The sequence below is a fragment of the Cyclobacterium amurskyense genome (assembly GCF_001050135.1).
Classification (GTDB): domain Bacteria; phylum Bacteroidota; class Bacteroidia; order Cytophagales; family Cyclobacteriaceae; genus Cyclobacterium; species Cyclobacterium amurskyense.
This window is the reverse complement of record NZ_CP012040.1, coordinates 1138433-1165042: the sequence shown is the minus strand read 5'-3', so window position 1 is coordinate 1165042 and position 26610 is coordinate 1138433. Positions and strand designations below refer to the sequence as shown.

Annotated in this window: 19 protein-coding genes and 1 tRNA gene; 17 read left to right on the top strand and 3 right to left on the bottom strand. The window is 38.6% G+C overall.

Going from position 1 to position 26610, the window contains the following annotated elements:
- The first annotated feature begins 61 nt into the window (after nt 1-61).
- From CA2015_RS04615 to CA2015_RS04600, 4 genes are all read left to right on the top strand, one after another.
- Complete coding sequence (locus tag CA2015_RS04615) at nt 62-1561, top strand: M28 family peptidase (RefSeq protein ID WP_048640839.1); 1500 nt, start codon at nt 62-64, stop codon at nt 1559-1561.
- Between the two features lie 618 nt (nt 1562-2179).
- A complete protein-coding gene (locus CA2015_RS04610) occupies nt 2180-2767 on the top strand; it encodes a hypothetical protein (RefSeq protein ID WP_048644355.1) in 588 nt (195 codons plus the stop codon).
- A 108-nt stretch (nt 2768-2875) separates the two neighbouring features.
- Nucleotides 2876-3331, top strand: a complete 456-nt coding sequence (locus tag CA2015_RS04605; RefSeq protein ID WP_048640838.1) for a DinB family protein — start codon at nt 2876-2878, stop codon at nt 3329-3331.
- A 104-nt stretch (nt 3332-3435) separates the two neighbouring features.
- Nucleotides 3436-4290, top strand: a complete 855-nt coding sequence (locus CA2015_RS04600; RefSeq protein ID WP_048640837.1) for an alpha/beta hydrolase — start codon at nt 3436-3438, stop codon at nt 4288-4290.
- Nucleotides 4291-4377: 87 nt separating this feature from the next.
- Here the strand turns inward: CA2015_RS04600 and CA2015_RS04595 are convergent, their stop codons facing one another.
- A complete protein-coding gene (locus tag CA2015_RS04595; protein WP_048640836.1) occupies nt 4378-5730 on the bottom strand; it encodes a DEAD/DEAH box helicase in 1353 nt (450 codons plus the stop codon).
- A 70-nt stretch (nt 5731-5800) separates the two neighbouring features.
- On the opposite strand from CA2015_RS04595, the gene CA2015_RS04590 reads away from it, so the two are divergent.
- From CA2015_RS04590 to CA2015_RS04570, 5 genes are all read left to right on the top strand, one after another.
- Nucleotides 5801-7147, top strand: a complete 1347-nt coding sequence (locus CA2015_RS04590) for a dihydroorotase (protein ID WP_048640835.1) — start codon at nt 5801-5803, stop codon at nt 7145-7147.
- Nucleotides 7148-7221: 74 nt separating this feature from the next.
- Nucleotides 7222-7297 (top strand) — tRNA-His (locus tag CA2015_RS04585).
- 565 nt (nt 7298-7862) lie between these two features.
- Entirely contained in the window at nt 7863-9779 is a 1917-nt protein-coding gene (locus tag CA2015_RS04580; protein ID WP_048640834.1) for an amylo-alpha-1,6-glucosidase, read from the top strand.
- Nucleotides 9780-9790: 11 nt separating this feature from the next.
- Nucleotides 9791-11071 carry a glycosyltransferase family 4 protein gene (locus CA2015_RS04575; protein WP_048640833.1) on the top strand — a complete coding sequence of 427 codons (1281 nt, stop codon included), beginning with the start codon at nt 9791-9793 and terminating at the stop codon, nt 11069-11071.
- Nucleotides 11072-11074: 3 nt separating this feature from the next.
- Nucleotides 11075-12277 carry a glycoside hydrolase family 57 protein gene (locus tag CA2015_RS04570; RefSeq protein ID WP_048640832.1) on the top strand — a complete coding sequence of 401 codons (1203 nt, stop codon included), beginning with the start codon at nt 11075-11077 and terminating at the stop codon, nt 12275-12277.
- Between the two features lie 61 nt (nt 12278-12338).
- Here CA2015_RS04570 and CA2015_RS04565 read toward each other — a convergent pair whose 3' ends face one another.
- A complete protein-coding gene (locus CA2015_RS04565) occupies nt 12339-15377 on the bottom strand; it encodes an SbcC/MukB-like Walker B domain-containing protein (RefSeq protein WP_048640831.1) in 3039 nt (1012 codons plus the stop codon).
- Nucleotides 15374-16606 carry a metallophosphoesterase family protein gene (locus CA2015_RS04560; protein WP_205749802.1) on the bottom strand — a complete coding sequence of 411 codons (1233 nt, stop codon included), beginning with the start codon at nt 16604-16606 and terminating at the stop codon, nt 15374-15376. The genes CA2015_RS04565 and CA2015_RS04560 overlap by 4 nt, the downstream gene beginning before the upstream one ends.
- Before the next feature lie 496 nt (nt 16607-17102).
- On the opposite strand from CA2015_RS04560, the gene CA2015_RS04555 reads away from it, so the two are divergent.
- From CA2015_RS04555 to CA2015_RS04510, 8 genes are all read left to right on the top strand, one after another.
- Complete coding sequence (locus CA2015_RS04555; protein WP_048640830.1) at nt 17103-17621, top strand: septal ring lytic transglycosylase RlpA family protein; 519 nt, start codon at nt 17103-17105, stop codon at nt 17619-17621.
- Between the two features lie 784 nt (nt 17622-18405).
- Nucleotides 18406-19188 carry a 16S rRNA (adenine(1518)-N(6)/adenine(1519)-N(6))-dimethyltransferase RsmA gene (gene rsmA, locus CA2015_RS04550; protein WP_048640829.1) on the top strand — a complete coding sequence of 261 codons (783 nt, stop codon included), beginning with the start codon at nt 18406-18408 and terminating at the stop codon, nt 19186-19188.
- Entirely contained in the window at nt 19176-20543 is a 1368-nt protein-coding gene (gene mgtE, locus CA2015_RS04545) for a magnesium transporter (RefSeq protein WP_048640828.1), read from the top strand. Before rsmA ends, mgtE begins: the two co-directional genes overlap by 13 nt.
- Before the next feature lie 7 nt (nt 20544-20550).
- The gene (locus CA2015_RS04540; protein WP_048640827.1) at nt 20551-21483 is read left to right on the top strand and encodes a 2-hydroxyacid dehydrogenase; all 933 of its coding nucleotides are present in this window, start codon (nt 20551-20553) and stop codon (nt 21481-21483) included.
- Between the two features lie 141 nt (nt 21484-21624).
- The gene (gene greA, locus CA2015_RS04535) at nt 21625-22098 is read left to right on the top strand and encodes a transcription elongation factor GreA (RefSeq protein WP_048640826.1); all 474 of its coding nucleotides are present in this window, start codon (nt 21625-21627) and stop codon (nt 22096-22098) included.
- Between the two features lie 63 nt (nt 22099-22161).
- Nucleotides 22162-22566, top strand: coding sequence for an HIT family protein (locus tag CA2015_RS04530; RefSeq protein ID WP_048640825.1), 405 nt, complete (start codon nt 22162-22164; stop codon nt 22564-22566).
- A 2219-nt stretch (nt 22567-24785) separates the two neighbouring features.
- Nucleotides 24786-25505 carry a hypothetical protein gene (locus tag CA2015_RS04515; protein ID WP_048640822.1) on the top strand — a complete coding sequence of 240 codons (720 nt, stop codon included), beginning with the start codon at nt 24786-24788 and terminating at the stop codon, nt 25503-25505.
- A 1-nt stretch (nt 25506) separates the two neighbouring features.
- Entirely contained in the window at nt 25507-26232 is a 726-nt protein-coding gene (locus tag CA2015_RS04510) for a hypothetical protein (protein WP_048640821.1), read from the top strand.
- Nucleotides 26233-26610: the final 378 nt, after the last annotated feature.

The window sequence follows — 26610 nt, the reverse complement described above, 5'->3', positions numbered from 1 at the left end:
AGCCTATTGAATTTTCTGGGCTTGGCAGGTAATGCTAAACCCATTTACTTAAAAAACAAAAATGAAAAATAAATCAATCTTAGTAGCAGTATTACTTTTTGCTTCCTTCTCCTACCCGATTTTTGGTCAGGAAGACCTATCATTAAAATATGCTTCAACAATTCAGGCAGGTGATCTAAAAAAACATTTGACTTATATTGCTTCAGATGAGCTGAAAGGAAGAGATACAGGATCGGAAGGGCAGAAACTTGCGGCAGAATACCTGATAGATTTTTATCAGAAAAAAAACCTGAAAGGCCCAGTAAATGGAAGTTATGTGCAGCCATTCCAGTTGTCAAGTGTTAGTTGGAAGGAAGTGTCTCTCAAAGTAGGTAAGAACAATTTGACTTTGAATGAGGATTTTGTCTTTATAGGAGATGCCGATATGAAGAAGAAAAAGAAATCAGAATTGGTTTTTTTAGGCTTGGCTTCTGAGGATAACCTGTCAAAAGTAAATGTGGTAGGCAAACTTGTAGGCTTATGGGCTATAGGTCAAAGTGTAGGGGAATCTATTGAAATGATAATGGAGGCAGGTGCAGCAGGAGCTATTATCGTTACCATGGAAGGACAGGCAAACTTTGACAGAATGGCCAATAGGTACAAAAGCTTAACCGGCAAAGGTCGGATGGGTTTTGATAAACCAACAGAGCAAAAACCTGTATTTATGGTTAGCTCTATAAAAATGGGAGAACTTTTTGGCACAGCAGTAGAAGACTTGAAAGAAGCAGCTAAAAATGACCCTTCGGTTATTCCTTCCCAGAAAGTTGTCTACAAAGTGGTGAAGCAAAAAGATATAGTGGATACTGAGAATGTTATGGCTTTTCTTGAAGGCACTGACAAAAAAGAAGAAGTACTTGTGATTTCTTCACATTATGACCATGTAGGTGTCAATAGCGCTGGCGAGATCAATAATGGTGCTGATGATGATGGGTCTGGTACCGTGTCAGTGATGGAAATAGCTGAAGCATTTTCTCAAGCAGCAAAGGATGGATACAAGCCAAGAAGGAGTGTGCTATTTTTGAATGTTACCGGTGAGGAAAAAGGACTGCTTGGATCTGAATACTATTCAGAAAACCCAATATTCCCTCTGGAAAATACCGTTAACAATATCAATATTGATATGGTGGGTAGGATTGATTATGAATACCAAGATGCAGAAAACCAAGATTATGTATATGTGATTGGTTCCGAGATGTTGTCCTCTCAATTAAAAGTTATCAATGAATACAATAACATTACCTATACCAATCTTATTTTGGATTATAGGTATGATGCAGAGGATGATCCGAATAGATTCTATTACCGATCTGACCATTATAATTTTGCCAAACATAATATCCCAGTAATTTTCTTTTTCAATGGTGTTCATGATGATTATCATCAGCCAACAGATACGGTGGATAAAATAGAGTTTGACTTGATGGAAAAGAGGGCAAGGTTAATTTTTCATACAGCTTGGGATTTGGCCAATAGAGAGCATAGAACTCCTGTAGATGGTACAAATAACCGGAATGAACGTTAATATTGTTCAGTAGTGACGGTCTTTAAAAAAAGGATTGGGGTTTAGTCTCAATCCTTTTTTTTATTCCACAAAATGAATAGACCACCAACTACGATGTAATGAAATGGCTTCAAAAACCTTTGATTGCTTTCGGGGCTAATTCATAAGGTCGAGTGTGAAGGGAATTGGTATAGGTTCAAGATAGTTGCTTTACCTGGGTTTTTTTAAGTCCTCGAATCTGGCTTTTAAGGCTCTTCAGCTTAATGTTTTGGTATCATTCTTAAGAATCATGAGCGCAAGAAACCCAAATGTTGTTAAGGGTCTGTTTGCAAATGAGGTTTAAACCCGAAATATGCAATAGACAATCTATTGCATGCTGAAATCGCTTCAAAATCAGCCACTTCGTTGCTGTTTTCAATTTCACCATAGCGGTGCTATGTCAAAATCTCTAAACAGCCGAATTTCCTTCGATTGCAACACTTCCCGTAAACACGGGACAGGCTTCACCCCTGACATTGTCAGGGCGGAGAAATCCTATTACATAATCCGGGTTAAAGGTTTTCTGGATAATTTTTCAATGAAATCAAAAGATTGAGTATATTGATTAATTATTTATATCCTGAAACAGTAGCGATGATCATGAAAAAAATATTCCTTAGTCTTTTTGTAGTTTGCCTATTAGGAAAGGTAAATGCGCAACAAATTCCTGATAAATCTACTCAAATAAAAACTGCGGTTTTGGCTGCCCCTGATGAATTCAGGAAAGATGCTAAAGTATATGGCTACGATAGTAGTGGGGACTGGGCAGTATTAAGGGAAGGTAGTAATGGGATGATTTGTATTGCGGATGATCCAAACTCAGATGGCTTTAGCGTATCCTGTTACCATGAAGCCCTTGAGCCTTTTATGGAAAGAGGCAGGGAGTTGAAAAAGGAAGGGAAGAATTTTAAGCAAATATTCGATATTCGTGAAGAAGAAGCCAAGAGCGGAAAATTGGAAATGCCATCTGCCCCTTCCTCTCTTTATGTGCTATCCGCTGAAAAGTCTGATTTTGATGCCAGCAAAGGAAAAGTGGACAATACCTATCTCAGGTATGTGGTTTATATTCCTTGGGCCACTCAGGAAAGTACTGGATTGGCTTTAAAGCCTGATGTGCCAGGAATGCCTTGGATAATGAACCCTGGTACTCACAGGGCTCATATTATGATTAGTCCTCCAAAAGATTAAACGATTGACGGCCTGACTTTTTTTGTTTATTGCTTTAAATAGCCTGATAAAATTGGAGCAAATGATGTGTCAGGAGATGAAAAGCTTTTCCAACTATTATGATTATTAATGAAAGCAACATTTAAAACCTGGAAGACCAGCAGGAGTCTATACCTGAAATTCCTAGAAGGTTATACTGTGGAACAATTAAATAAAATTCCAGAGGGTTTTAACAATAACCTTGTGTGGAATATTGGGCATGTAATTGTCGCCCAACAAGGGCTAGTTTACAAAAGTACAGGGCTAGAAGCTCATGTTTCCGATGAGATGTTCGGTAAATATGGGATTGGAACAAAGCCTGACAAGCCTGTAGGGGCTGAGGAAATAATGGAAATGAAAAAGCTGTTAATTGATTTAATAGCCCAAACAGAATCAGATTATAATAGTGGGAAGTTCATTTCTTTTCATGAGCGAACTACCAAAACCGGTTTTCATCTGAGTTCTGTAGAAGATGCTATTGTTTTCAATAATTTCCACGAAGGCCTACATTTAGGCTATATGATGAGTATTCGTAAATTCGTTTAAATAGCAAAAGACTTTTTTAATTACAAATTATTAGAGGTGTTAACAAAGGGATGTTGAATAGGTGAATGCTTTATTTCCTCCCCCAAAACTAAATAAAAACAACAATGAAAATTATACGTATTCTTTTGCCATTGTTTTTTGTCACACTGTCAGGTCTGTTTGCTCAGGAGAGTAGGGTGTTTGATGCCTTAACGATGGATAGCAAGATTCTTGGTATGGAGAGAAAGTTTGCTATCTATTTACCACCGGGTTATGAGTATTCCCAGCGATCCTACCCAGTGCTTTATTTATTACATGGGGCAGGAGATGACCAAACAGGATGGGTTCAATTTGGTGAGGTGCAACGGATCGCAGACAAGGCTTTTGAAGATGGAACAGCTACCCCAATGATCATTGTTATGCCAGATGCCAATACTGGTCAGAGAGGTTATTTTAATGATATAAAAAACGAATGGCGTTATGAGGATTTCTTTTTTGAAGAATTAATGCCTTATGTAGAATCACAATACCGTATCAAAAGTGTGAAAAAATACAGAGCCATATCTGGCTTGTCAATGGGTGGTGGTGGCACCTATTTCTATGCAATGCATCGGCCGGATTTGTTCTCCTCTGCCTGTCCACTTAGTGCCTCATTGAGAAATACTTCGTTTGATGATTTTGTTAAAAGATATGAGGGAGAAGTAAAGGATAAAGGACAATTAAAAGTATATTTTGACAAGCATCAGGCTTTAAGACAGTTAGAAGTTATTGATATTGAAAAGATTAAATCAGTAAAATGGTTTTTTGATTGTGGAGATGATGATTTTCTTTATGAAGGAAACAGCCTAGTGCATATAGCAATGAAGAAAAAGGAAATACCTCATGAATTCAGAATTCGTGACGGAGCTCATAATTGGACTTATTGGAGAGCATCCCTTCCGGAGGTACTTGGGTTTATTTCACAGACTTTCCACCAATAATAAAGTAACTGAAAAAAATATATTGTAGGAATACAGTTACAGTAAATGGCAAGCATAAAAAGTAAACGGCTGGATTTAATTCAGCTGTTACTTTTTATGCTTGCTTTTTTTCTTCATTTGATTTCTGTTCCTTTTGGCTTTACTGTTTTTATTGCCTCGCTTCTCTTCCTTTTCCTTAAAGGGTTTGGCATACCCCTTTTTTTCATGAAAAGCCCCTTTGAAGTCAGGGTCATCGCCTCTTTTCTGCTTGTCTATTTCTCTTTCATACCCCTGTTTTTCTTCGAAAGGAGTTTCATGTATGGAAACGTCTGCAGGGATTGGTTCTTCAGGCACTAGCATTCTTATGATCGTTTCTATTTTCTCGAAGTGAAATGCTTCGGCAGGATTGATAAAGGTGGCCGCCTTGCCAACATTTTCAGCTCTTCCTGTTCGTCCTATTCGGTGGACATAATCCTCATATATCAAAGGAACGTCAAAATTGATAACATGACTCACCATACTTACATCAAGACCCCTGGCGGCTACATCGGTAGCTACAAGGATTTTGACTTCTCCTTTTTTGAAGTCGTCCATGCTGTTTATTCGTGTATTCTGGCCTTTATTGGCGTGAATAACCCGGATTGTTCCTGAATGATGACCTTGTAGGTAATTGTGTACGGTATCTGCATTTTTACGAGACTTGGTAAAAATTATGCCCCTTTCAAAATCCTCTTCCATGACCAGTCCTTCAAGCAAGCTTAACTTGGTCCTGATATTGGGAACGAAATATTTTATTTGTGCGATGGTTTCAGCTGTTGTAGCTTGAGGAGCTACTTCTACTCTCTCAGGAAATTCTAAGAATTCATGAGAGAGATTTTCTACTCGCTGGCTAAATGTTGCTGAAAATAAAAGATTTTGACGTTTGACTGGGATGATCTCAAGAATGGCCTTTATTTGGGGAAGAAAACCCATGTCTAGCATCTTGTCGGCTTCATCCAAAACCATTGTTTTAATGTCTCTGGTATATATTTCGCCTTTTTGATAAAGGTCATTGAATCTGCCTGGTGTAGCGATGATTATATCTACGCCTTCCTTAAGCTTTTCTATTTGCGGTTTTGGGCCAAGGCCTCCATAAAGGCATACATATCTCAGGTCGGTGTATTTTCCAAACTCCATTATGGCTTCTTCGATTTGCATAACGAGCTCTCGGGTTGGCGCCATTATCAGCGCTCTAGGATGATGACCTTGTGCGTACTTTACCTTATAGAGCAAAGGCAGTACATAAGCTGCAGTCTTTCCTGTGCCTGTTTGAGCAATACCTAAAATATCATGTCCTGCCAAGGCCAAGGGTATGGCTTTCTGCTGAATGGGAGTAGGTTTTTCATAACCTATTTCCTTCACAGCGTTCAAAAGTTGGTTGTTAAGTTTAAAATTATCAAAAGATGATAGCTGATCGGACATGATTTTATAAATTTAGGGAAATTTTAAGAGGTGTTTCGACCCATGCACCCACCCATTAAAAACAAATGCTATGAAAAGAATACTTATACGTGATGCAAATATAGTAAATGAAGGTAAGATTATACCTGGTGATGTGTATATAAAGGAGGGCTTGATTTATTCAGTTGGTGGAGATCTCTCAGGTAAGGAGGCAGATATAGAGATAAATGCCAATGGGAAATACCTTTTGCCAGGATTGATTGATGATCAAGTTCATTTCAGAGAACCAGGGTTGACCCATAAGGCAGAGATCTATACAGAAAGTAAAACAGCCGTGTCGGGAGGTGTTACCAGCTTTATGGAAATGCCTAACACGATTCCACAAAGTACAACACATGAACTTCTGGAAGAAAAATATTCAATTGCAGCACAAAGATCTCTAGCAAATTACTCTTTTTATTTGGGGGCTACCAATACCAATATAGAAACCATTAAAAGTGTAGATGCTGCAAATGTCTGTGGAGTAAAGGTTTTCCAAGGTTCCTCTACAGGGAACATGTTAGTGGATAACCCGGACAGTCTGGAGGCTATATTCAAAGAATGCCCTATTTTGATAGCTACCCATAGTGAGAATGACAATATAATTAAAGCTAACCTGGAGCGCTATAAGAAAGAATATGGTGAGAATATCCCTGCCAAGCTTCATCCTAAGATCAGAACTGAAGAAGCCTGCTATGATGCATCAAAAACTGTCGTTGAAATGGCTAAGACGTTTGGGACCAAACTTCATGTATTGCATATAAGTACTGGTAAGGAAGTTGCTTTATTTGATAATAGTCTACCTCTTTCAGAAAAAAGAATTACAGCAGAAGCCTGTATCCATCATTTGTGGTTTTCTGAAGAAGATTACAAAACGAAAGGGAATTTTATTAAATGGAATCCAGCGATCAAAACTTCAGAGGATAGGGCATTAATTGTAAAAGGCGTATTGGAAGGGAATATTGATGTTATTGCTACAGATCATGCCCCTCATACTATTGAAGAAAAAGAACAGTCTTATCTCAAAGCACCATCTGGAGGTCCACTTTTACAGCATGGATTGCCTGCTTTACTGGAAATGTACCATGATGGAAAGATTAGCTTGGAAAAAATTGTAGAAAAAACAAGCCATAATGTAGCCATACTGTTTGAGATTGAAAAACGCGGGTATTTAAGGGAAGGTTATTTTGCGGATTTAGTGTTGGTAGACTTGGACTCCCCATGGGAAGTAAAGAGAGACAATGTGTTATCTAAGTGCGGTTGGTCTCCTTTTGAAGGACAAACCTTCCGATCAAAAGTCACTCACACCATTGTGTCCGGACATTTGGCCTATGAAAACGGAGTGTTTAACGAAGAAATAAACGGAAGAAGACTTAAATTTTCAAGAAATGTGGGCTAATCTATTGCGTGACTGAAAAAAGGATATTACCTTTGCATTCCTATCTGATAAAAGAATCAGAAAATGTTAAAAATGGTGATTGTAGCTCAGCTGGTTAGAGCGCTGGTTTGTGGATCCAGAGGTCGCCGGTTCGAAACCGGTCTTTCACCCTCAAGCCCTCCCTTTTATTAGGGAGGGTTGTTTTTTTTATAGCCAAAGCCTGTTATTTGTTAATCCATAAAATCCGTTTTAAGGTGAATACAAATAGATGAAAAGCGATTATTTTTTACCTTTGAATGATTGAAAAACAGTAAGTTAGGATATGCCTTAAGGAGTGTCTGCAATTTGTTCGTATTGAAAACGCTATCTTTAATTAATGGCATGTTATTTGATTAGCGTTTATTATAGATTCATTTAATTTTAGTAGATCATGTTTAAGTTACTTCAGCCTTCAAAAAAAATTCCCCAAATCAGGTATGTTAATCTAAACCACGTTCAGATGTACATGATTAAATTTGAGGAATCAATCAGGAATTTTGAGAAAATTCAAAAGGAAAGTGCCTAATAAGTAGTTAAAAATATTTAATTCCGAAAGAACTCTGGTTGAGTTCTTTTTTTTTGCTCAAATTTTCGCTCCTTAGCTATCATTTAACTTATTTACTCTAGTTTTTAAGTCAAATATTTTTCTTTACGAAGTATTAAAGTATTTTTATAAAAACCTCAAACTTTTGTTTAAATGAGCTATATACACTTCGATAAGACTCAACTCATCAACCTTAATTATTCTTTAGATAAGGAGATAATACGATCCAACCCATTGGGTTGCTATACGAGTACAACGATTATCGGCTGCAATACCCGAAAGTATCATGGACTTTTGGTCGCCCCACAACCTCAAATAGATGGGCAGTTGCATGTACTGCTTTCTAATGTGCATGAAACCATTGTTCAAAAAGACGCTGTCTTTAATTTGGGCATCAATAAATATCCAGGAACCTATTCTCCTCGAGGCCATAAATACCTTGAAGATTTTGATTCTGAACCCATACCCAAACTTACTTACAGGGTAGGAGGAGTGATTTTAGATAAGGAAATTATTTTAGATTCAACGGAAGACCGGGTAATGATCAGGTATACCATGGTCGAAGCAATTATTCCTACCAAGTTAAGAATTAACCCATTTCTTGCCTTTAGGGGCTACCATGCTCTTTCAAAGGCCAATACGTATGTAAATAAGAAAATTAAAAAAATTGACAATGGGGTTCAGGTACAGCTTTATGATGCCTATGACCCTTTGTCTCTTCAGGTTTCAATTGGCAACGATTTCGTTCCTGTGCCAAATTGGTTTTATAATATCGAATACATTCGAGAAATAGAACGTGGTTATGATTACCAAGAAGACCTCTATGTACCCGGGTATTTTGAGTTTGATATGAAGAAAGGGGACTCGGTGGTCTTTTCCGCAGGATTAAAAGTTGCTGATACAGGTAAACTTCATACTAAATTTAATGAAGAAATAAAGAGAAGGATTCCCAGAGATAATTTCGAAAACTGCTTAAAAAATTCTGCAGGACAGTTTATAAGTAGAAGAGATGGGGAGACACGTGTGATAGCAGGATATCCTTGGTTTGGCTGGTGGGGAAGAGATACCTTTATCGCTTTGCCCGGTTTGACCCTGACAATGGGAGACAATCAAACCTTTTTAGATGTCATGGACTCTATGTCCAAAGATTTAAAGGGAGCCATGTTCCCAAATGTGGGGAGTGGAGTATTGACTAATATGAACTCAATTGATGCGCCATTGTGGTTTTTCTGGTCGCTTCAGCAGTACATTATCTTTACAGGAGACAAGGAAACCATACAGTCAAAATACATAGACAAGTGCAAAGGAATTATTGATGGTTTTATTAAAGGAACCGAATTCAAAATTCATGTTAAAGAAAATGGTCTTATAAGTGGAGGTATAGAAGGTGTTGGCCTGACATGGATGGATGCGGTAACCAAAGATGGTCCTGTGACACCAAGAATTGGTTGTCCAGTGGAAATCAATGCCTTGTGGTACAATGCTTTGTGCTTTTACCATGAAATGACAGGTGATGAATCTATTCGTGAGTTAGCAGACAAAGTAGCAGTGTCCTTTGTGGAGGGCTTTTGGTCTGAAAAGAAGGGATACCTGGCAGATGTCATAGATGGTGAAGAAAAAGATTGGTCCATAAGACCAAATATGGTCTTCGCTACCTCTTTGCCCTATAGTCCATTGAGCGATGAGCATAAGGACAAAGTTTTAGAAATAGTGAAAACTAATTTATTCACTCACAGGGGGCTTAGAACCTTGGCTCCTAGTGATCCAAGATACAAAGGCTATTATAAAGGTGATCAATATGAAAGGGACAATGCCTATCATCAGGGGACAGCATGGCCTTGGTTATTGGGCCATTTTGCTGAAGGGTATTTGAAACTACATGGAAAGCAAGGCAAGAAACTGGTGGAAAATATGATCAGTAGCTTTGATGAGGTGATGACACAATATGGGATAGGAACGATAGCAGAGATTTATGAAGGTGACCCTCCTCATAGGCCAAAAGGAGCCATATCACAAGCTTGGAGTGTAGGTGAATTGTTAAGGATGAAATATTTAATCAACAACTTGTAAAGGGACCATATATGAAAGTATTAATGTTTGGTTGGGAATTTCCTCCTCATATTTCCGGTGGCTTAGGTACTGCCTGCTACGGTTTGGTGAAAGGAATGGACCACCACAAACAAGACCTGATTTTTGTTGTCCCAAAGTTATGGGGGGATGAAGATCCATTGGCTGAATTTGTAAATGCGAGTGAAGTTGAAATAGATTATCGGGAACGTCGTTTTCGGGATATATGGAAAAGCCTCACCTACCTTGAAGTAAGCTCTTTTCTTGTGCCTTATCTAAGCCCAGAGGAATATCATAACCACACCGAGCGTCTTTTAAAAGATCAGGATGAACTCGAATCCAGTGTGCTTGCTAATAAGTTTAGTTTTAGTGGCAAATACGGTAAAGACCTTATCTTAGAGGTGTCCCGTTATGCTTTGGTAGCTGCGCAAATCGCTAAGAATAAAAAGTTTGATTTGATTCATGCCCATGATTGGCTTTCATTTCCTGCAGGCATAGCTGCCAAGCAGATAAGTGGTAAACCAATGATAGCTCATGTTCATGCCACAGAGTTTGACCGATCAGGGCAAACCGTTAACCAAAGGGTTTATGATATTGAAAAGGCAGGGATGGAAGCGGCAGATAAAATTATCGCTGTAAGCCAGCTTACAAAAAATACCATTGTCTCTAAGTATGGCATTCCTGAAGAGAAAGTTACAGTGGTTCACAATGCTGTATTGGATGCCAGTATTATTAAGTCAAATGTTGTTAAAAAAGTACCTGAAAAAATAGTCACCTTTTTAGGAAGGATAACTTTCCAGAAAGGACCTGAGTATTTTGTGGAGGCAGCGGCAAAAGTAATCCAAAAGGATGATAACGTCCGGTTTGTGATGGCAGGGTCAGGAGACCTTTTGAATCGTATGATTCAAAGAGTCGCGGAGTTGAGGATAGGTACAAAATTTCATTTTACTGGATTTCTTAAAGGGGATGATGTAGATACAATGTTTGCCCTGAGTGATGTGTATGTTATGCCTTCTGTTTCAGAGCCTTTTGGTATATCCCCCTTGGAAGCCGTAAGACACAATACACCAGTAATCATTTCCAAACAGTCAGGAGTAGCGGAGGTTCTACAAAATGCTGTAAAAGTAGATTTTTGGGACACTGATGCCATGGCGGATGCCATATTTGCACTCTTGCATTACAATGGTATCTCCAAAATGTTTAAGGAAATGGGAAGAGAAGAATTAAAAAGGCTCAAATGGGAGCACGTTGCCGAGAAGGTAATAGGTATTTATAAGCAAACCGTTAACCAATAGAATATGAGAACCATTTGTTTTTATTTTCAAGTACATCAACCCTTCAGATTGAAACCCTATCGCTTTTTTGAAATTGGGGACGATCATGATTATTGGGATGATTACTCGAACAGAAACATCATGAATAAGGTAGCTAAAAAATGTTACCTTCCGATGAACCAACTGTTGTTGGAATTGATCAGGAAATATGATGGTAAGTTTAAGGTATGCTTTTCGTTGTCTGGGACTGTTCTCGACCAGATGGAGGCTTATGCGCCGGAAGTATTGCATAGCTTTCAGGAGCTGGTAGCTACTGGTCATGTTGAATTACTCAACGAAACCTATGGGCACTCACTTTGTGCACTTAAAAGTGAAACTGAGTTTAAAGACATGGTAAGTCTGCATCAGGAAAAAATTCAACATCACTTTAATGGGTACAAACCAAAAGTGTTTAGGAATACTGAGTTGATTTATTCAGATGATATTGGGAAAATGGTAGCTGATATGGGCTTTGAAGGCATCCTTTCAGAAGGCGCCAAACATATCCTTGGCTGGAAAAGCCCCAATTTTGTATATGTAAATGCAATAGAACCTAAACTGAAGGTTTTGCTTAAAAATTTCAGATTAAGTGATGATATCGCTTTTAGGTTTGGAGAAAAAACATGGACAGACTACCCACTTACTACTGATAAATTTATCGGCTGGATAAACCAGGTACCAAAGGAGGATGAAGTCATTAACCTGTTTATGGATTATGAAACATTCGGTGAACACCAATGGAAAGAGACAGGGATTTTTGATTTTATGAGAAACCTTCCTGAAGCAATTCTTAGCCAGACAGATTTCAATTTTTCTACCCCGTCTGAAGTAATAGGGAATGCCTCCCCAGTAGGACAAATAGATGTGCCTATTCCTATTTCATGGGCTGATGAAGAGCGAGATTTGACCGCTTGGTTAGGCAATGATCTTCAGGATGAGGCTTTTGACAGGCTTTTCGAATTGGAAAAGCAAGTTAAAAACGCAAATGATCCTGATATCTATAAGGACTGGCGCTACTTGCAGACCAGTGATCATTTCTATTATATGTGTACGAAATTTTTCTCCGACGGAGATATTCACGCTTATTTTAGCCCTTACGAGAGCCCATATGAAGCGTTTATAAATTACATGAATGTACTCAGTGATTTTATTTTGAGATTAAAGAAAGCAGAAAAAGCGAAGGTGTAAATTTATTTACAACCTTGATTATAATTTGAGCATCCCTGTTTTTCAGGGATGCTTTTTGCTTTTATTGATAACTGTACATGACCTGACTGCCTTTTTCAGCGTCTAAAACAATATTGGCGAAAACTTCGATTTCCTGCTGTAGTTCTTCAACATGACTGATTATACCCACAATTCTGTTTTCATGTCTTAGAGCCTTTAAGGTTTCAAATACTATACGAAGCGATTTTCTGTCCAAGGCCCCAAAACCTTCATCTAGAAAGAAGAAGCTTTGATCAGCCTGGTTGAGGGATTTTACTTTTTCAGCCAAGGCCAATGCCAAACACAATGATGCTTGAAAAGTTTGGCCTCCAGACAAGGTTTTTAACAATCGCTTCTTTCCTTCATTCAGGTAATCTACCACCCAAAAGGTATTGTTGGCATCTATTTCCAGTCTTAGGCTATTTTTGGTCAATTGGGTAAATCTTTTATTTGCCGTGTTGCACAATTCCTTAAGGTAAATACTGCTTACATACTTCACAAACCCACTGCCTTTAAACAGTTGCTCCAATTCTTTTAAATTTGTGGCCCTGTTTTCCATGGCATCAAGTAGCTTGGCCAAGTCCTTCTTTGTTTCTAGTTTTTCTTTTAGCTCAGAAATATCACGGTCCAGATTTATCGTTTTTTTATTGATAGCATCTAGCTCGGCTTTCTTTGAATCAAACTCTTCCTGAAGTAAATTGAAATGTGCCTGGTCAAAGTTCTTAACTCCCTCTTCTGCTTCTAATGAGCTCAAATGGGATTGTACGATAGAACATTCTTTTTCATACTCTCTAATCTCCCGGTCAAACTTCTCCTCATCCAGGTTGCTATTGAAAAGTTTGTCGAGTAGTTTTTGGTCGGTTTGACCTAGCTTGGTTTTCAATTCATCGTATTTACTGTTTAAAGTTTCTAGCTTCAAAACAGCCTCTTCTTTGTTGTTTTTGAAATTCTCCAGGTTAGCAAGGTTAGTGGTTTCATCGTTGCGCTTATCTTTCAGGACTTTTTGTTTTCCATCCAATAAATTAGCTGTGTCCTCAATGTCTTTTAGGACAGTGGCTATTGTTTGTTTGATGGTTTCAGTGGAGGATTGCATGTATCCATTGCTGAAGTTTTTGTCGCTTATTTCCTCCTCTTTTGCTTTTAATCTGCTGGTTAGTTCTATTGTTTGTTGCTCGCCTACCTTCAGTTGCTGTTGACCATTTTCTATTTGAAGCCTTAAGCTCTCCAGTTGCTTTCTATATTCTCTGGCAGACTTTTGTAAGGATTCTTCTTTTTCTATTTGACCTTTAAGCTTTTTGAACCTTTCTTTTAAGGCATCGAGGTCCTTAAGGCCGTCTGCCATTAGATCGTTTTTAAGGGAAGAGAATTCAATATTTAAAGTTTTTAAATCCTGTTCCTTCTCAGTGTAAAGTTTGACTTGATTTGTTTTTTGTAAGTTTTGATCGTAGAGTTGACGGGAAAGTTTTTGAATTTTATCGATAGTCTGCTTTGAGGCTATAAGCCGTTGCTTGAATTCGGCTACTTTTTCTTCAGTTTCGTCTGTGCTAAGCGGCATAGGGTGATGAACAGAACCACAAAGAGGACAGGGTTCACCTGTCTTTAAACTTTTGACATGTGCTTGCAATGCTTTGTTCTCAATCAATTGTTCTTTCCCTGCCTCTAATGATTTGAGTTGCTCATTCTCCCAATTGTACCAACTATCTAAGTTCTCAAACTGACTAGGGATTCCTGAGGTGATTTCTTCTTCACGCTCTTTTATGGACTGAATTTCTTTATTGATCTGGGCTAAGGACAGCTCAAGGTTGTTTTTGTTTTCCGAAAGGTTACTCCAATCCTTAATGTCACCGGTGAGCTTTGCCAGCTGCGTACTTGTGGCCTGGCTTCTGCTATTATCCAGTTCTTCTTCAAGTGAAGAGAGCTGTTTTTCTATTGCTGCTAATTTTCCCTGGTTTTCAATAAGGCTTGGCTTAATCGAAGAAACCTTGTTTTTTGCGTCTTCAAGGTCTTTTATGATGACCTGAAGCTCCAATACTTTTTTTAGATCTCGGATCTTGGCCTCTCTTAATGGTCTTTTTTCTGCTTTTTCTCTTAGTTCTCTTTCCTGAAGTTCTAATTTGCGGATATCATCAGAATAGGCCTCTTTAAACCTATTGCAATTGACTATACCCGTGGAGGCTTTTTCCAATTCCAGTTGACAATCCTTTATCTGGTTCCATATTGGGCGCAGGTAGTTGTTTGCTTGAGTATAGGCCTTTAGCTCTTTCTTTTTCTCTTCCATCTCCTGTGTGCGAGATTGAAGAGCATCCCATTTGGATTGAAAATCTATGAACTGCAGGTGCTTCTTTTTCAAGGCCTCAAGGGACTGTAGCTGAAGACTGGTTTTGTCTAAGTTTTCACTTGCTTTTTTTCCTGCCTCTTTGAATTCCTCTCTTAATTTAAATTTCTCTTTTAAAATCTCCTCAGAAGTATCACCTAATCCTTCCAATTGTGTTTCTAATCGAATCAGTTCGTTCTTTACTACCTTCAATAAACCACCTGTTTTGGCCGATAAATCAAAACGTTCTAGGCCAAACAATTCCTTCATCATTTCTGCCCTGGGACCAGGAGTGAGGTCTATAAATTCCCTGAATTTACCTTGAGGGATAATTACCGTTTGTTTGAAATGCTCCTTTTTCATGCCGATGATAGCTTCGGCATTTTGCTGTATTGGGGTTGTTTCTCCTCCTTCTATTAGATAAAATGTGTGTTCTGCAGGCTTGATTTCATTGAAATTTTTAGCGTTTCGCTTTACCGAATACCTGGCCAGGAAATGCTGACTATTGTTTTTGCCAGCACTAAATTCAAAGTTGATCAGTAAATGATTGCTCTGAAGGTTGACCATGCTGTTTTTCTCCCCCCTGTCAGAAAGCCTTTCTGTACTGCCATACAATGCCAATAGTATTGCTTCCAAAATGGAAGATTTACCACTGCCAACTGCTCCGAAAATCCCAAACATTCCTGCAGCAGTAAGTTTTTCAAAATCAATGATTTGTTCTTCCTTGTAGGAGTACAGTCCTTTAATTGAAAGCTTTAATGGAATCATATTTTATTGTCTTGACTAAGTATTTCTCTAAAAATGGACATCAGTTCTTCATTTGGCAATTGTCCTTTTTCGCTTTTATAATACATGTTAAACAAGCTATTCATGTCTTTGTCCAAATCCTCTACCTGCAACTCGTCATTAGCATCCTCAGTCAGGTTTTTGATATAAGGAATAAGGTTGATAATGCCATCGTGAGCTTGGAGAAGGCTTTTTCTAGTAGCCGCATCTATGGAGTTTTCCGTTTCATAAGTTAATTCAACGAAACAATTGGGGTTTTCCTCCAGCCATTTTAAAGCTGTATCCAGTTCGTTGAATTTTTTTCGTTCAAGTTTTCGCCCTTGCTTAAGAGGGATTGGCTTGTAATCTACGGGTTTGTTGGGTTCACCAGTAATGAGAACTACTTGTTTTTCCTGACCAGCTTCACTAAATGAATAAGCTAAAGGAGAACTTGAATACACCACTGGAAATGGACTTTTGGTGGTAGCATGGTACCTGTGCAAATGACCCAATGCTGCATATTGGATTTGTGAAGGTATATTGGAGGTGTACAAAGCCTGAGTACCTCCTACGTGTAATATCGGACGCTCGCTTTCAGGTTCTTTTTCAGGTGTTGTTCCTTCCTTTACAAAGAAAAAATGACCCAGAAATAAATTCAAACCTTTTGTGTCACAGTATTGCTTAGCTAGTCCCGTCCATTTTTCTTCCAACACCTTTCTGAGCTCATTTTCTCTATCTCCCTCTCCCAAGTAGGTGCGAAGAGATACTTCGTTGGCATAAGGTGCCAATAATATGCGTACTGGGAAATCCAGATGAGGTAATTTTAATGAGACAAAACCTTTGTCCGAAGCGACAACTTCCACACCACTGTCAAGCTTTCCTGTTGGGATTATGCTGTCGTACCTACTATAAAAGAAGATACCCATCTCCCTTGCCAATGGGTCCGGTGCTTCTATAAATTGGGTGCTATCGTGGTTTCCTGAAATTGCTACTATAGGCCTTTGCCCATTTTTCGAGAGCTTACGAAGTGTCTTGTACAATAATTCGATGGCCTCATGACTGGGGTTAAATCCATCGAAAATATCCCCGGCAATCAGCACCAAGTCTACGTCTTCAGAATTAGCGATTTCTGTGATTTCTTCAAGTACAAGCTTTTGTTCCTCAAGCCTGGAAGCCTCCTGAAGTCTCTTCCCCAAATGCCAGTCAGCTGTATGTAATATTTTAATTTGCATTTTTATTTAAGCTCTAATCTCTAAATATGAATTGATCAACCCTGTGATGGTATTGTGTCAGTAATAGCCAAAAAGATTCCTAGGCAATATTATCCAGGTATTGGGAGCATAATTTTTATCCTATTTATTAATTCATTTGGCCATTTTGGGCCAAAACTATTTCTTAGTTCGAAGTAAGCTCGGATAAATTTACGTTAAAGACAGGGGAGGACAAGGACATTTCCTTAATTTTGGGGTCAATTTTATAGAGTAATGAATCCAAGTTGAATGGGTAGGCCTCTATCAAGTACCGTTTCGCTTAGTTTCCTGAAATTGTTATGAAATAGATATTAAGCTAATTGGGATGTTGTTTTCTATTGATTTACTATCCCCATTTAGTGTTTTTATCTACTGTGGGTTTTAAGGTAACTCCTGGTTTTGGCGTTTATATCTACCGAATCGATTGAAAATCAGTCAGTCTGAGTCAATTGGAATAATTGTTGTGAGTAAATTTAGTATGAAAAGAATTTTGGCATTATGCCTTGTTGCTACCTTGGGCTTTGAAAGTCTTCTATTTGCCCAGTCCCCTTTTACTTCCCCAGATTCTCTTTTGGTTATTCAGGAAGGAATTGCAAGTTTTTATGGAACACGTTTTCATAATCGAAAAACGGCTAATGGTGAAGTTTACGATATGTGGGAGTTCACAGCAGCACACAAACACCTGCCATTTGGGACCTTGGTGAAAGTGACCAACCAACAGAATGGTTTAGAGGCAATTGTTCGAATCAATGATCGCTTGCCTAAGAGTTCGAAAAGAGTAATAGACCTCTCTAAAGGTGTCGCAAAGCATTTGGAAATGGTAAACGATGGCGTAGTTCCTGTAAAATTATCCTTATTGAGTGAACAGGCGGTTGAATGGGTAAGGGAGCAATACAAGAAAGTACCTAAGGATATTCGATTGAGAAATTTTCATCAGGAAATAGCTTTTACAAGGGACGATGAAGAGCTCTTGAAAATAGAAAACAAAGCTTATTAAATTGGCTTAACAGGGTCCGATGTCTTGAGAGAATTAGTTTAATAATTCACAATTGCACTTCAGTGGGTGATTTTGTTCAGGTACATTTCGTTAATTTCTAGTGATAAAGACAGTGGGGATGCTTTTATCTTTCTACTTTAATTTTTGATAGATTAAATCACTTCAGGATAACCTTTAATAATAAGCCAAAAAGATTGGAAACCTTAGCAAACAATGAGTACCAATGCCATTTTCTTGTCTTAAGCAACTTGTAAGTCCTACTCAATAAATCAGTTTATACCTCTTAAGTCAGAATGAATTTTTGCCATGGTCAGTTCAACCCGAAATATGCAATAGACAATCTATTACGTGCTGAAATCGCTTCAAAATCAGCCACTTCGTTGCTGTTTTCAATTTCACCATAGCGGTGCTATGCTAAAATCTCCAAACAGCCTGATTTTCTTGCGATTGCAACACTTCCCGTAAACACGGGACAGGCTTCACCCCTGACTATTGGTCAGGACGGAGAAATCCTATTACATAATCCGGGTTCAAAGAATTCCGAGGTAAAGGAAGGAAATGGCTTTGAGGTATTAATGCGTATTGAAAAATTCTTTTCAGAAATTATCTTCAGCCCGAAATAATGAAAAAGGCATAGCCTGACAGAGGTAAGCCAAATTATCCAGGCTAAAAAGCATAGGTCAAAAGCTGTTTATATTTTAACGATACGCTCCATTTATGTTATGGTCGTTGTTTTATATTGCTTACTTTTGATGACTTAAAATCCCCTAAATAGATTAGTATTATGAGCAAAGTGAGAGCTAAAAAACATTTGGGCCAACATTTTCTTAAAGACTTAAATGTTGCTGAAAAGATAGCCGGGTCACTTACTGGCCATATGGAGACAGGTGTAGTATTGGAGATTGGGCCAGGTATGGGAGTGCTTACTGATTTCCTATTGAAGAAGAATTGGGATTTAAAACTAATTGAGATTGATAAGGAGTCAATTACTTATTTGAATACTAAATATGAGGGAGAAAACCTTGAAATTATAGAAGGTGATTTCCTGAATTATGATTTCAGGGAAAAACTTAGTGGTTCTCATGCGATCATCGGGAATTTTCCTTATAATATATCCAGTCAGATTTTCTTTAAAGTATTGGAAAGAAGACACCTTGTGACCGAAGTGGTGGGTATGTTGCAAAAGGAAGTAGCGGAGCGAATGACATCAAAAAAAGGGAACAAAACCTATGGTATATTAAGTGTATTGCTTCAAGCTTACTATGATGTGGAATACTTGTTTACAGTCCCCCCAGAAGTATTTGATCCACCGCCCAAGGTCAATAGTGGGGTGATTCGTATAAAACGGAATGAGGTAGATAAGTTGGATTGTAATGAGAAGTTGTTCTTTAGACTTGTCAAGCAGGCCTTTAGTACAAGAAGAAAAACCCTGAGAAATGCACTAAAACCCATGGGGCTTTCAGATGAATTCAAAGCTATGCCTATGTTGGATTTGAGGGCCGAACAGCTTGGGGTGGCTGAATTTGTTTTATTAACCCAACAACTTGAAGCATCTTGGAAAGAATAGAATTATTTGAGCTGTCTAAGGAGTACTTAGAAGCCCTAAAGGAAAATATAATTGGTGAACATGTAGACTTCATTCAAGAGTCCATGCAAGATGCCAATAAAGCAGATGTTGCTGCATTATTGGATGAGTTGGAAATGATGGAGGCCCTATTTGTCCTAAGAGCCCTCGACCCTGATTTTTCTGCAGATATTCTGAATGAATTAGAAGAGGATTCTCAATACAAAGTTATCAAGGCAATGCCTCCTGAGGAGTTGGCCACGCTGATAGATCACATGGATTCCGATGATGCAGTAGATATACTAAATCAATTGGTAGTAAATGACCGTGAGGCAGTGATAAGCCATCTTGAGGCAAAGGAGAAATCCCTTTACATTATAGAGCTTCTTCGCTACGATGAGGACAGTGCTGGGGGGCTTATGGCAAAGGAGATCATAAAAGCCAACCTGAACTGGACAGTGGTGCAGACCATTGATGAAATTAGAAGGCAGGCGGAAAATGTAGAGAAGATTTTTAGCATTTATGTAGTAGACAATAAGGAAAAGTTGCTTGGTCGGGTAGCTTTGAAAAAGTTGATTTTAGCCTCTTCGGACACTAAAGTTGCTGACCTATATGAAGACAATATAATATCTGTACCCACCTATATGGAAGGAGAGGAAGTGGCTGAAATTATGCGTAAGTATGATTTAGAGGCTATTCCGGTTGTGAATGTTAAAAACAAACTTGTAGGTAGAATTACCGTAGATGATATACTTGATCTGATAAGGGAACAAGCCGACGAGGATATTCAGGCCATGACAGGTATCTCGGATGATGTGGAAGAGTCCGATTCAGTATATAGGCTTTCCAGGGCCAGGTTGCCTTGGCTTTTAATAGGCATGGTAGGGGGGCTTTTGGGAGCTGGGTTTATAGGTTTTTTTGAAGAAGGACTAAATGCCGTTACAGCCTTGGCTTTTTTTATTCCATTGATTACAGCTACAGGGGGGAATGTGGGCATACAGTCTTCTACATTGGTTGTGCAGAGTTTGGCAAATAGGTCCGTATTTGCAGATAGTTTGACCAAACGATTACTTAAAGTGCTATTGGTTGCCATTTTAAATGGGCTGGTACTTTCCTTGTTTGTGATGGCCACTGTGGTATTTCTGTACGATAAGGAAGTCAAGTTTGGATTGGTCGTAAGTATCGCTTTATTTAGTGTGGTTTTGCTGGCTTCATTTATGGGGACATTGACACCTATTGTTTTGGATAAATTGGGGATCAATCCTGCGATGGCTTCAGGCCCCTTTATCACTACCGCCAATGATTTGTTGGGTTTAGGAGTGTATTTTATGGTAGCCACTTTGTTATTGAATCTTTAATTAGCACATGAAAATTTTAATCATTGATCAGATGCATGAGAGCATCGTTCCGTTGTTGGAAGAAAAGGGTTACGAGGCACATTATAGGCCGGATATAGATAGAGAGGGTATTCTTCAAATACTAGCCGACTATGAAGGGCTTGTTATTCGTTCTAAAACACCCATTGACAGGGATTTATTGGTAAAAGGGATTAATTTAAAGTTTGTGGCCCGAGCAGGTGCAGGCTTAGACAATATTGATTTGGATTACCTGGAGCAAAATGATATTGCACTTTATTCTGCCCCAGAAGGCAATAGAGATGCGGTTGCTGAACATGCTTTAGGGATGCTTTTGGCTCTTTTCAATCACTTTGTACAGTCTGATAGTCAGGTAAGGCGTGGTGTTTGGGACAGAGAGGGGAATAGAGGGGAAGAGTTATGTGGCAAGACCGTAGGTATTTTTGGCTATGGAAATATGGGGGCTGCTTTTGCAAAGCGGCTTCAAGGCTTTGGTGTTAAAGTACTTGCTTATGACAAATACAAGAAGGATTTTGGGAATGAATTTGTTCAGGAATGTAGCTTTGAAACGATTCAGGAAAAAGCAGAGGTTTTAAGTATTCATGTTCCCTTGACGGAAGAGACTAGAAATTTCTTTACAGCTGATATTATAAACGGATTTAATCATCCATTTTATCTGATTAATACAGCCCGAGGGGAAGTGATTAGTTTTGATACACTCATAGAAGGGCTTGAGAAGGGGCAGTTGAAAGGGGCTGCTTTGGATGTGTTGGAAAAAGAAAAACTCCAGAAGCTAACTGTTGCTGAGAAAAAGTCGTTTGAGCAACTAACTGGCTTCAAACAGGTACTGTTTTCGCCCCATGTAGCAGGGTGGACCAAAGAGTCTTACTACAAAATAAATCAAGTGTTAGTGGCCAAAATAGCAGGTCAATGGCATGGTTAGTGGCTTAATAAAAGATAGTTAAATTGTAAAATATGAATTCTTATTTTATCTTTGCCAGTACAAAATAATGGAAGCATAAGGAAACGGTCTCAATGTTGAGGCCGTTATTTTATTTATATATGAGGTTAATAATTAATTGATATGGGAAGCATACAATATTACACAGAAGAAGGGTTACGGAAGCTCAAAGAAGAGCTTCAGTTCCTGAAAACGAAAGGCAGAACAGACATTGCCAAGCAGATTGCTGAAGCAAGAGATAAAGGTGATCTAAGTGAGAATGCTGAATATGATGCAGCCAAAGATGCACAGGGGCATTTGGAATTGAAGATTGCCAAACTTGAGAATGTCGTTGGTAATGCCAGGGTATTGGATAATTCCAAAGTGGATACTTCTAAAGTAGGAATTCTATGCACAGTGAAGATAAAGAATGTAAAAAATGGTATGACCGTTTCTTATACTTTAGTTTCTGAGGAAGAAGCTGATCTTAAACAAAATAAGATTTCCTCAGCATCACCTTTTGGAAAAGGCCTTTTGGGTAAGAAGGTTGGTGAAATTGCTCAAATTCAAGCACCTGCAGGTTTGGTTGAATTTGAAGTGTTGGAAATTAGCTTATAATTTTTTAATCCCGGTTGCGATGCATCGGGATTTTTTTGTGATCAATATATAACTTCCTTACTTATGCCTACTATTTTCACAAAGATAATCAATAGAGAAATTCCAGGATACATTGTTGCTGAGGATGAGCAACATATCGCTTTTTTAGATATAATGCCATTGGTAAAAGGCCACGTGCTCGTGGTGCCAAAACAAGAAGTTGATTATATCTATGATCTGGAGGATGATTTGTATTCTAGTCTTCACCTTTTTGCCAAGAAAGTGGCCAAAGCTCAAGAGTCGGTCATCAAATGTACCCGAATAGGAGTGGCCGTAATTGGCTTGGAGGTACCTCATGTACATATCCATTTGGTGCCACTTAGGAGTATGGATGACATTAATTTTAGTAGGCCGAAACTTCAGTTGGAGAAATCAGAAATGGAAGAAATAGCCTCAAAAATTAAACTAGCTTTCGATCAAGGGAATTAAAACCTTCCCCTTTCCCTTCGGCTCCGCTCAGGGTCCGGTTATCTTAATACCAACCTTTTTGAATTCGCTTATTGGGCTGACTCAACATTAAATTAGTAATGCAATAAGCTATTCTGAAAAATCAAAATCCCCCTTCAACAAAGGGGGACAAAGGGGGATTTTACCGCAAACTGTATATCGGTCGTAAATAATAAATAGAAGAACCTATCCCTTTCCCGGCGGTTGAGCGAAGCCGAAGTAATAGGGTGATGCAAACGTAAAAGCTACTCCTTCGGCTCTGTAGTTCTTTCACCTTTTACTTCTCCGTGAATCACTTGTAGCTGTTCAACACCTTCAGTGTTGAGTGTAGGGGTGTTTGCCTTTCCCGTGGGTTGCTACCTACGGTTATTATAGTTCAGACCCTTCAGGTCTGTTTTTTTTAGAAAAGTGGATTGTTTTATTACCATATACCTTCCAACCGGATCGTCCTTGCGAAGCCATTCGGTCAAAAAGGTAAACAACCTTCCGTCGGCTGAGCGGAGCCGAAGTCCGGTTATCTTAATACCAACCTTTTTGGATTCGCTTATTGGACTTACTCAATATTAAATTAGTAATTCAATAAGCTAATTTGAATACTCAAAATCCTCTTTATAATAAAGGGTGAGAAATGGGGTGGTGTGAAATGTAAATCTAAAGTAGTATTTAAATAATTATCGGTAAACTTTATTTAGGACAAGTATTCATCACAGATAAATCCCGAATTGCTCAAAATATTTCGCCCATGCAGGGCTTAGGTTGCAATACTGATTTCCCACACAGGGCTTCACCCTGTGCTATTATATTTGTCCCTTTCAGGGCCGGGTATGATTTGTTGGAGTTGGTGTTTAGCCTCATTAAATTTTTAGTTGAAAATGAACTTATAATCCTGATATTTTTTCATTTTAGCCCTGAAAGGGCGTAGTAACTTAGCACAGGGTGTCAGCCCTGTGGCAATAGGTAAATATTTAAATTTTGAGCCCTGAAAGGGTGGCATTCAATCCACATAAATCCCATATTATTTTAACAAGCTCGTATTTTTGAATGTTCACGAAAAAATCCCCCTTGGTCCCCCTTTGAAATAAAGGGGGATTTTGGTTTTTCAGGACTTACGAATACGTTCCTGATTTAACATTTTAACAGCCCACTTAAATTTTATCATTCAAGCTTTAAAACAACTTTGGCCGAAACTCGGACTAGTTCTAAAACAAGTTTACAGATTAATGTTTAAATACTGCAATTGGTTTTATTTTACAATTGAATTCAGTTTAGCATTTTTTTTTACTTCGCCGTTGCGTTTATTTCCTTCAACCTTGTCAGTTTTTACAGCTAGTGTGAATTAAAAAACAACAATATTTAACCAAAAAGCCGAAAATTTCCACCTAATAACTTCAATTCCCCACTTCCTAACCGCTCGCTTCCATATAAAAACCTGACAGGAGGAGTTCCGAAGTGCCCCTACCCACTTCCGAAGTCCCCTAAATCGTTTTAAAAATCGGTACGTCCCGGTAAAAATGTCATACTTTTCATTTAATGATATCAAGCTTGTAATTTTTAAAAGAAAATGTCCAGGTCGGAGGTCAAAAGCCCCACTTCTGAACTCCAGCGTTTGAGTTCAGAACCTCAAGCTTGTCAGTTTTAAGTCCACCTACCTATTTGCGAAGTGGGGGAGGTGACTTTTTAGGTGGATAGGGGGACTTGTGAAGTACCCCTATTTGGGATAAAGCCCATTGCTTTCCTCACAGATAGGTGTCAAAATTTTCTTAAAAGCCCTAAGCTTTTAGATTGGGCTGAGAAAGTGAAATGTAAAAATGTATCCGCTATTCCAAACGTTACAAATCCCTCTTTCAACAAAGGGGGGCAAAGGGGGATTTTTTACGTGAACTGTAAACCAAAAGAAGTATTTGAATAATAATCGGTAAACTTAATTTAGGACAATTCAGCTTTTCCATTTTCATTAAAATTCCCCCTAGCCCTCTTAGATTAAGGGGGAGTTGCAGCAAAGTTCTATTAAGGCTAAACTGGTGTAATTTGATTAGACTGAGCAAAGAAATGCTGTGCCAATTCTCTTGTAATTAAAAGTAAAGATCAGCAATACAACTAAATCTACTTTATAAATATTATTAAATAAAATAGTCTAAAAATTATTTATTAAAACATTAGGTTCAAATTGATTTATATTATACTTTTCAAAAAAAAAAAGCATGATCAAACTTTTTATTACAGGCCTTTTAATGACCGGACTATTTGGTCTGGCTATGGGGCAACGAGAAATACCAGCTGAGGAGAAAACGCCAGTTTTTCTGCCTGATAAAGCCTATAGCTTAGGCATAAACAGCCAGTTTGCCATCGATGGATTTTTAGATCCGGGGACATTCACCCCCATTGAGTTTTTGTTACGCAGGGGACTGCCGGGTGACCGCAGCCTTAGGTTAAGGGCCAGCGGCTGGGTGGAGAATACCAATAAAATAGAAGGGGAAGAGAACCTAAAAATTCAGCAATCCCGCTTTGCCATTGCCCTGGGACATGAATGGCACCATCCCATCAACAAAAAACTCGGTTATTATTTTGGAGCCGATCTGGAAAAGGGCTGGGATATTCACAATACTACCAGAAATCGTTCTTCTTACTCTGAGACTTACGGGGATCTTAAAGTAAGAAGATATGATTTTGACACTGCACAATCCTTAGGGTTGGTGCCCTTTGTAGGCTTTACCTATTCCCCCTTGCCCTACTTGTTCGTGTCTTATGAAATGCGAACAGAATTATTTTATAACAGTACCAAATCGAGATCGGATGCCTTTACTAAATCCTCTGCTAATCCCGATGGGTCGGAAGCCCATTCCACAGGAGGACATGATTCAAAGGCCTGGTTTTTTGATTTTCAACCTTATTCCGGAATTTTTGTGAACCTTAAATTTTAAAATGATGAAATCAAGAATGATACATCCCAAAATACTTTTGCTTCTTTTTTTCATAATGGAATATACAGCCGCTTCAGCTCAAAACGAACCTTCAACATGGAGTCTATTAGATTCCACAAGCCGGTTTGAAATCGGTCTTAATACTAATTTTGCTTTTGATCAGTTGATGTATCAAAACCAGCGGACACCATTGGAATTGATGCTAAGGCAAAAGATTCATGACCAAAATAGGTTAAGACTGCGTGTCTTTGGGATGGTTAGTAGGGCTAAGAAAATAGAGGGTGATTTTACCAATATAGATCGCATCGGGAATTTTGGCCTGGCGATAGGTTATGAATGGATAAAACCTCTGACCAAAAGATGGGAGGGGTACTATGGTATGGAACTGGAAGGACGTAAGATGGATAGACGATCGATTTTTGAGCAACCTGACACAGATCCGGAGGAGGAATATTTTGAAAGTCAGGACCAGTATGATAGGGAAATCAGGCTTTCGGTTTCTCCATTGGCAGGCCTGCGTTTTAGTCTCAGTCCAAGATTGTTGCTTAGTACAGAATTTAGATTGTCAGGTTATATGGGAGAACAGCAATTTACAGAGCGTATCTCCATAAGAGCGAAGGAAGAAGGAAGTCAAAATCAAATTCAATCTACTGAAGGTTATACACTGAAACTAAATGGTCTGCGCTTTCAGCCTTATACCGGGATTTTTCTTAACTACAGGTTTTGATGGATGTTTAATCTGCTTGTAATAAAACTTACTTATTATTCAAGATTGGTAAATAGGCATGCTCATAGGTTGATTAGCTCTTGTTTATTTAAATTTTCGGGTTTGGAATTACTTGTAGCTGTTCAACACCTTCAGTGTTGGGTGTAGGTGTGTTTGTCTATCCCGGGTTGCCACCCACGGTTATTATAGTTCAGACCCTTCAGGTCTGTTTTTTTTAGAATGGTAATCGTTTAATTACTATAACCATTCCAATCGGATCGTCATGAACCCATTCGGTCAAAAAGGTCACAAACCTCCGGGTGGCTGAGCGGAGCCGAAGTCTGGTTGCTGAGCGAAGCCGAAGGGAAAGGGTAACGTATCCCGAAACACCTACCCCTT

Bases quoted from the DNA above. Each gene is read 5' to 3' on its own strand.
- CA2015_RS04615 (WP_048640839.1), top strand. From the start codon at position 62: ATGAAAAATAAATCAATCTTAGTAGCAGTATTACTTTTTGCTTCCTTC.
- CA2015_RS04610 (WP_048644355.1), top strand. From the start codon at position 2,180: ATGAAAAAAATATTCCTTAGTCTTTTTGTAGTTTGCCTATTAGGAAAG.
- CA2015_RS04605 (WP_048640838.1), top strand. From the start codon at position 2,876: ATGAAAGCAACATTTAAAACCTGGAAGACCAGCAGGAGTCTATACCTG.
- CA2015_RS04600 (WP_048640837.1), top strand. From the start codon at position 3,436: ATGAAAATTATACGTATTCTTTTGCCATTGTTTTTTGTCACACTGTCA.
- CA2015_RS04595 (WP_048640836.1), bottom strand. From the start codon at position 5,730: ATGTCCGATCAGCTATCATCTTTTGATAATTTTAAACTTAACAACCAA.
- CA2015_RS04590 (WP_048640835.1), top strand. From the start codon at position 5,801: ATGAAAAGAATACTTATACGTGATGCAAATATAGTAAATGAAGGTAAG.
- CA2015_RS04580 (WP_048640834.1), top strand. From the start codon at position 7,863: ATGAGCTATATACACTTCGATAAGACTCAACTCATCAACCTTAATTAT.
- CA2015_RS04575 (WP_048640833.1), top strand. From the start codon at position 9,791: ATGAAAGTATTAATGTTTGGTTGGGAATTTCCTCCTCATATTTCCGGT.
- CA2015_RS04570 (WP_048640832.1), top strand. From the start codon at position 11,075: ATGAGAACCATTTGTTTTTATTTTCAAGTACATCAACCCTTCAGATTG.
- CA2015_RS04565 (WP_048640831.1), bottom strand. From the start codon at position 15,377: ATGATTCCATTAAAGCTTTCAATTAAAGGACTGTACTCCTACAAGGAA.
- CA2015_RS04560 (WP_205749802.1), bottom strand. From the start codon at position 16,606: ATGCAAATTAAAATATTACATACAGCTGACTGGCATTTGGGGAAGAGA.
- CA2015_RS04555 (WP_048640830.1), top strand. From the start codon at position 17,103: ATGAAAAGAATTTTGGCATTATGCCTTGTTGCTACCTTGGGCTTTGAA.
- rsmA (WP_048640829.1), top strand. From the start codon at position 18,406: ATGAGCAAAGTGAGAGCTAAAAAACATTTGGGCCAACATTTTCTTAAA.
- CA2015_RS04540 (WP_048640827.1), top strand. From the start codon at position 20,551: ATGAAAATTTTAATCATTGATCAGATGCATGAGAGCATCGTTCCGTTG.
- greA (WP_048640826.1), top strand. From the start codon at position 21,625: ATGGGAAGCATACAATATTACACAGAAGAAGGGTTACGGAAGCTCAAA.
- CA2015_RS04530 (WP_048640825.1), top strand. From the start codon at position 22,162: ATGCCTACTATTTTCACAAAGATAATCAATAGAGAAATTCCAGGATAC.
- CA2015_RS04515 (WP_048640822.1), top strand. From the start codon at position 24,786: ATGATCAAACTTTTTATTACAGGCCTTTTAATGACCGGACTATTTGGT.
- CA2015_RS04510 (WP_048640821.1), top strand. From the start codon at position 25,507: ATGATGAAATCAAGAATGATACATCCCAAAATACTTTTGCTTCTTTTT.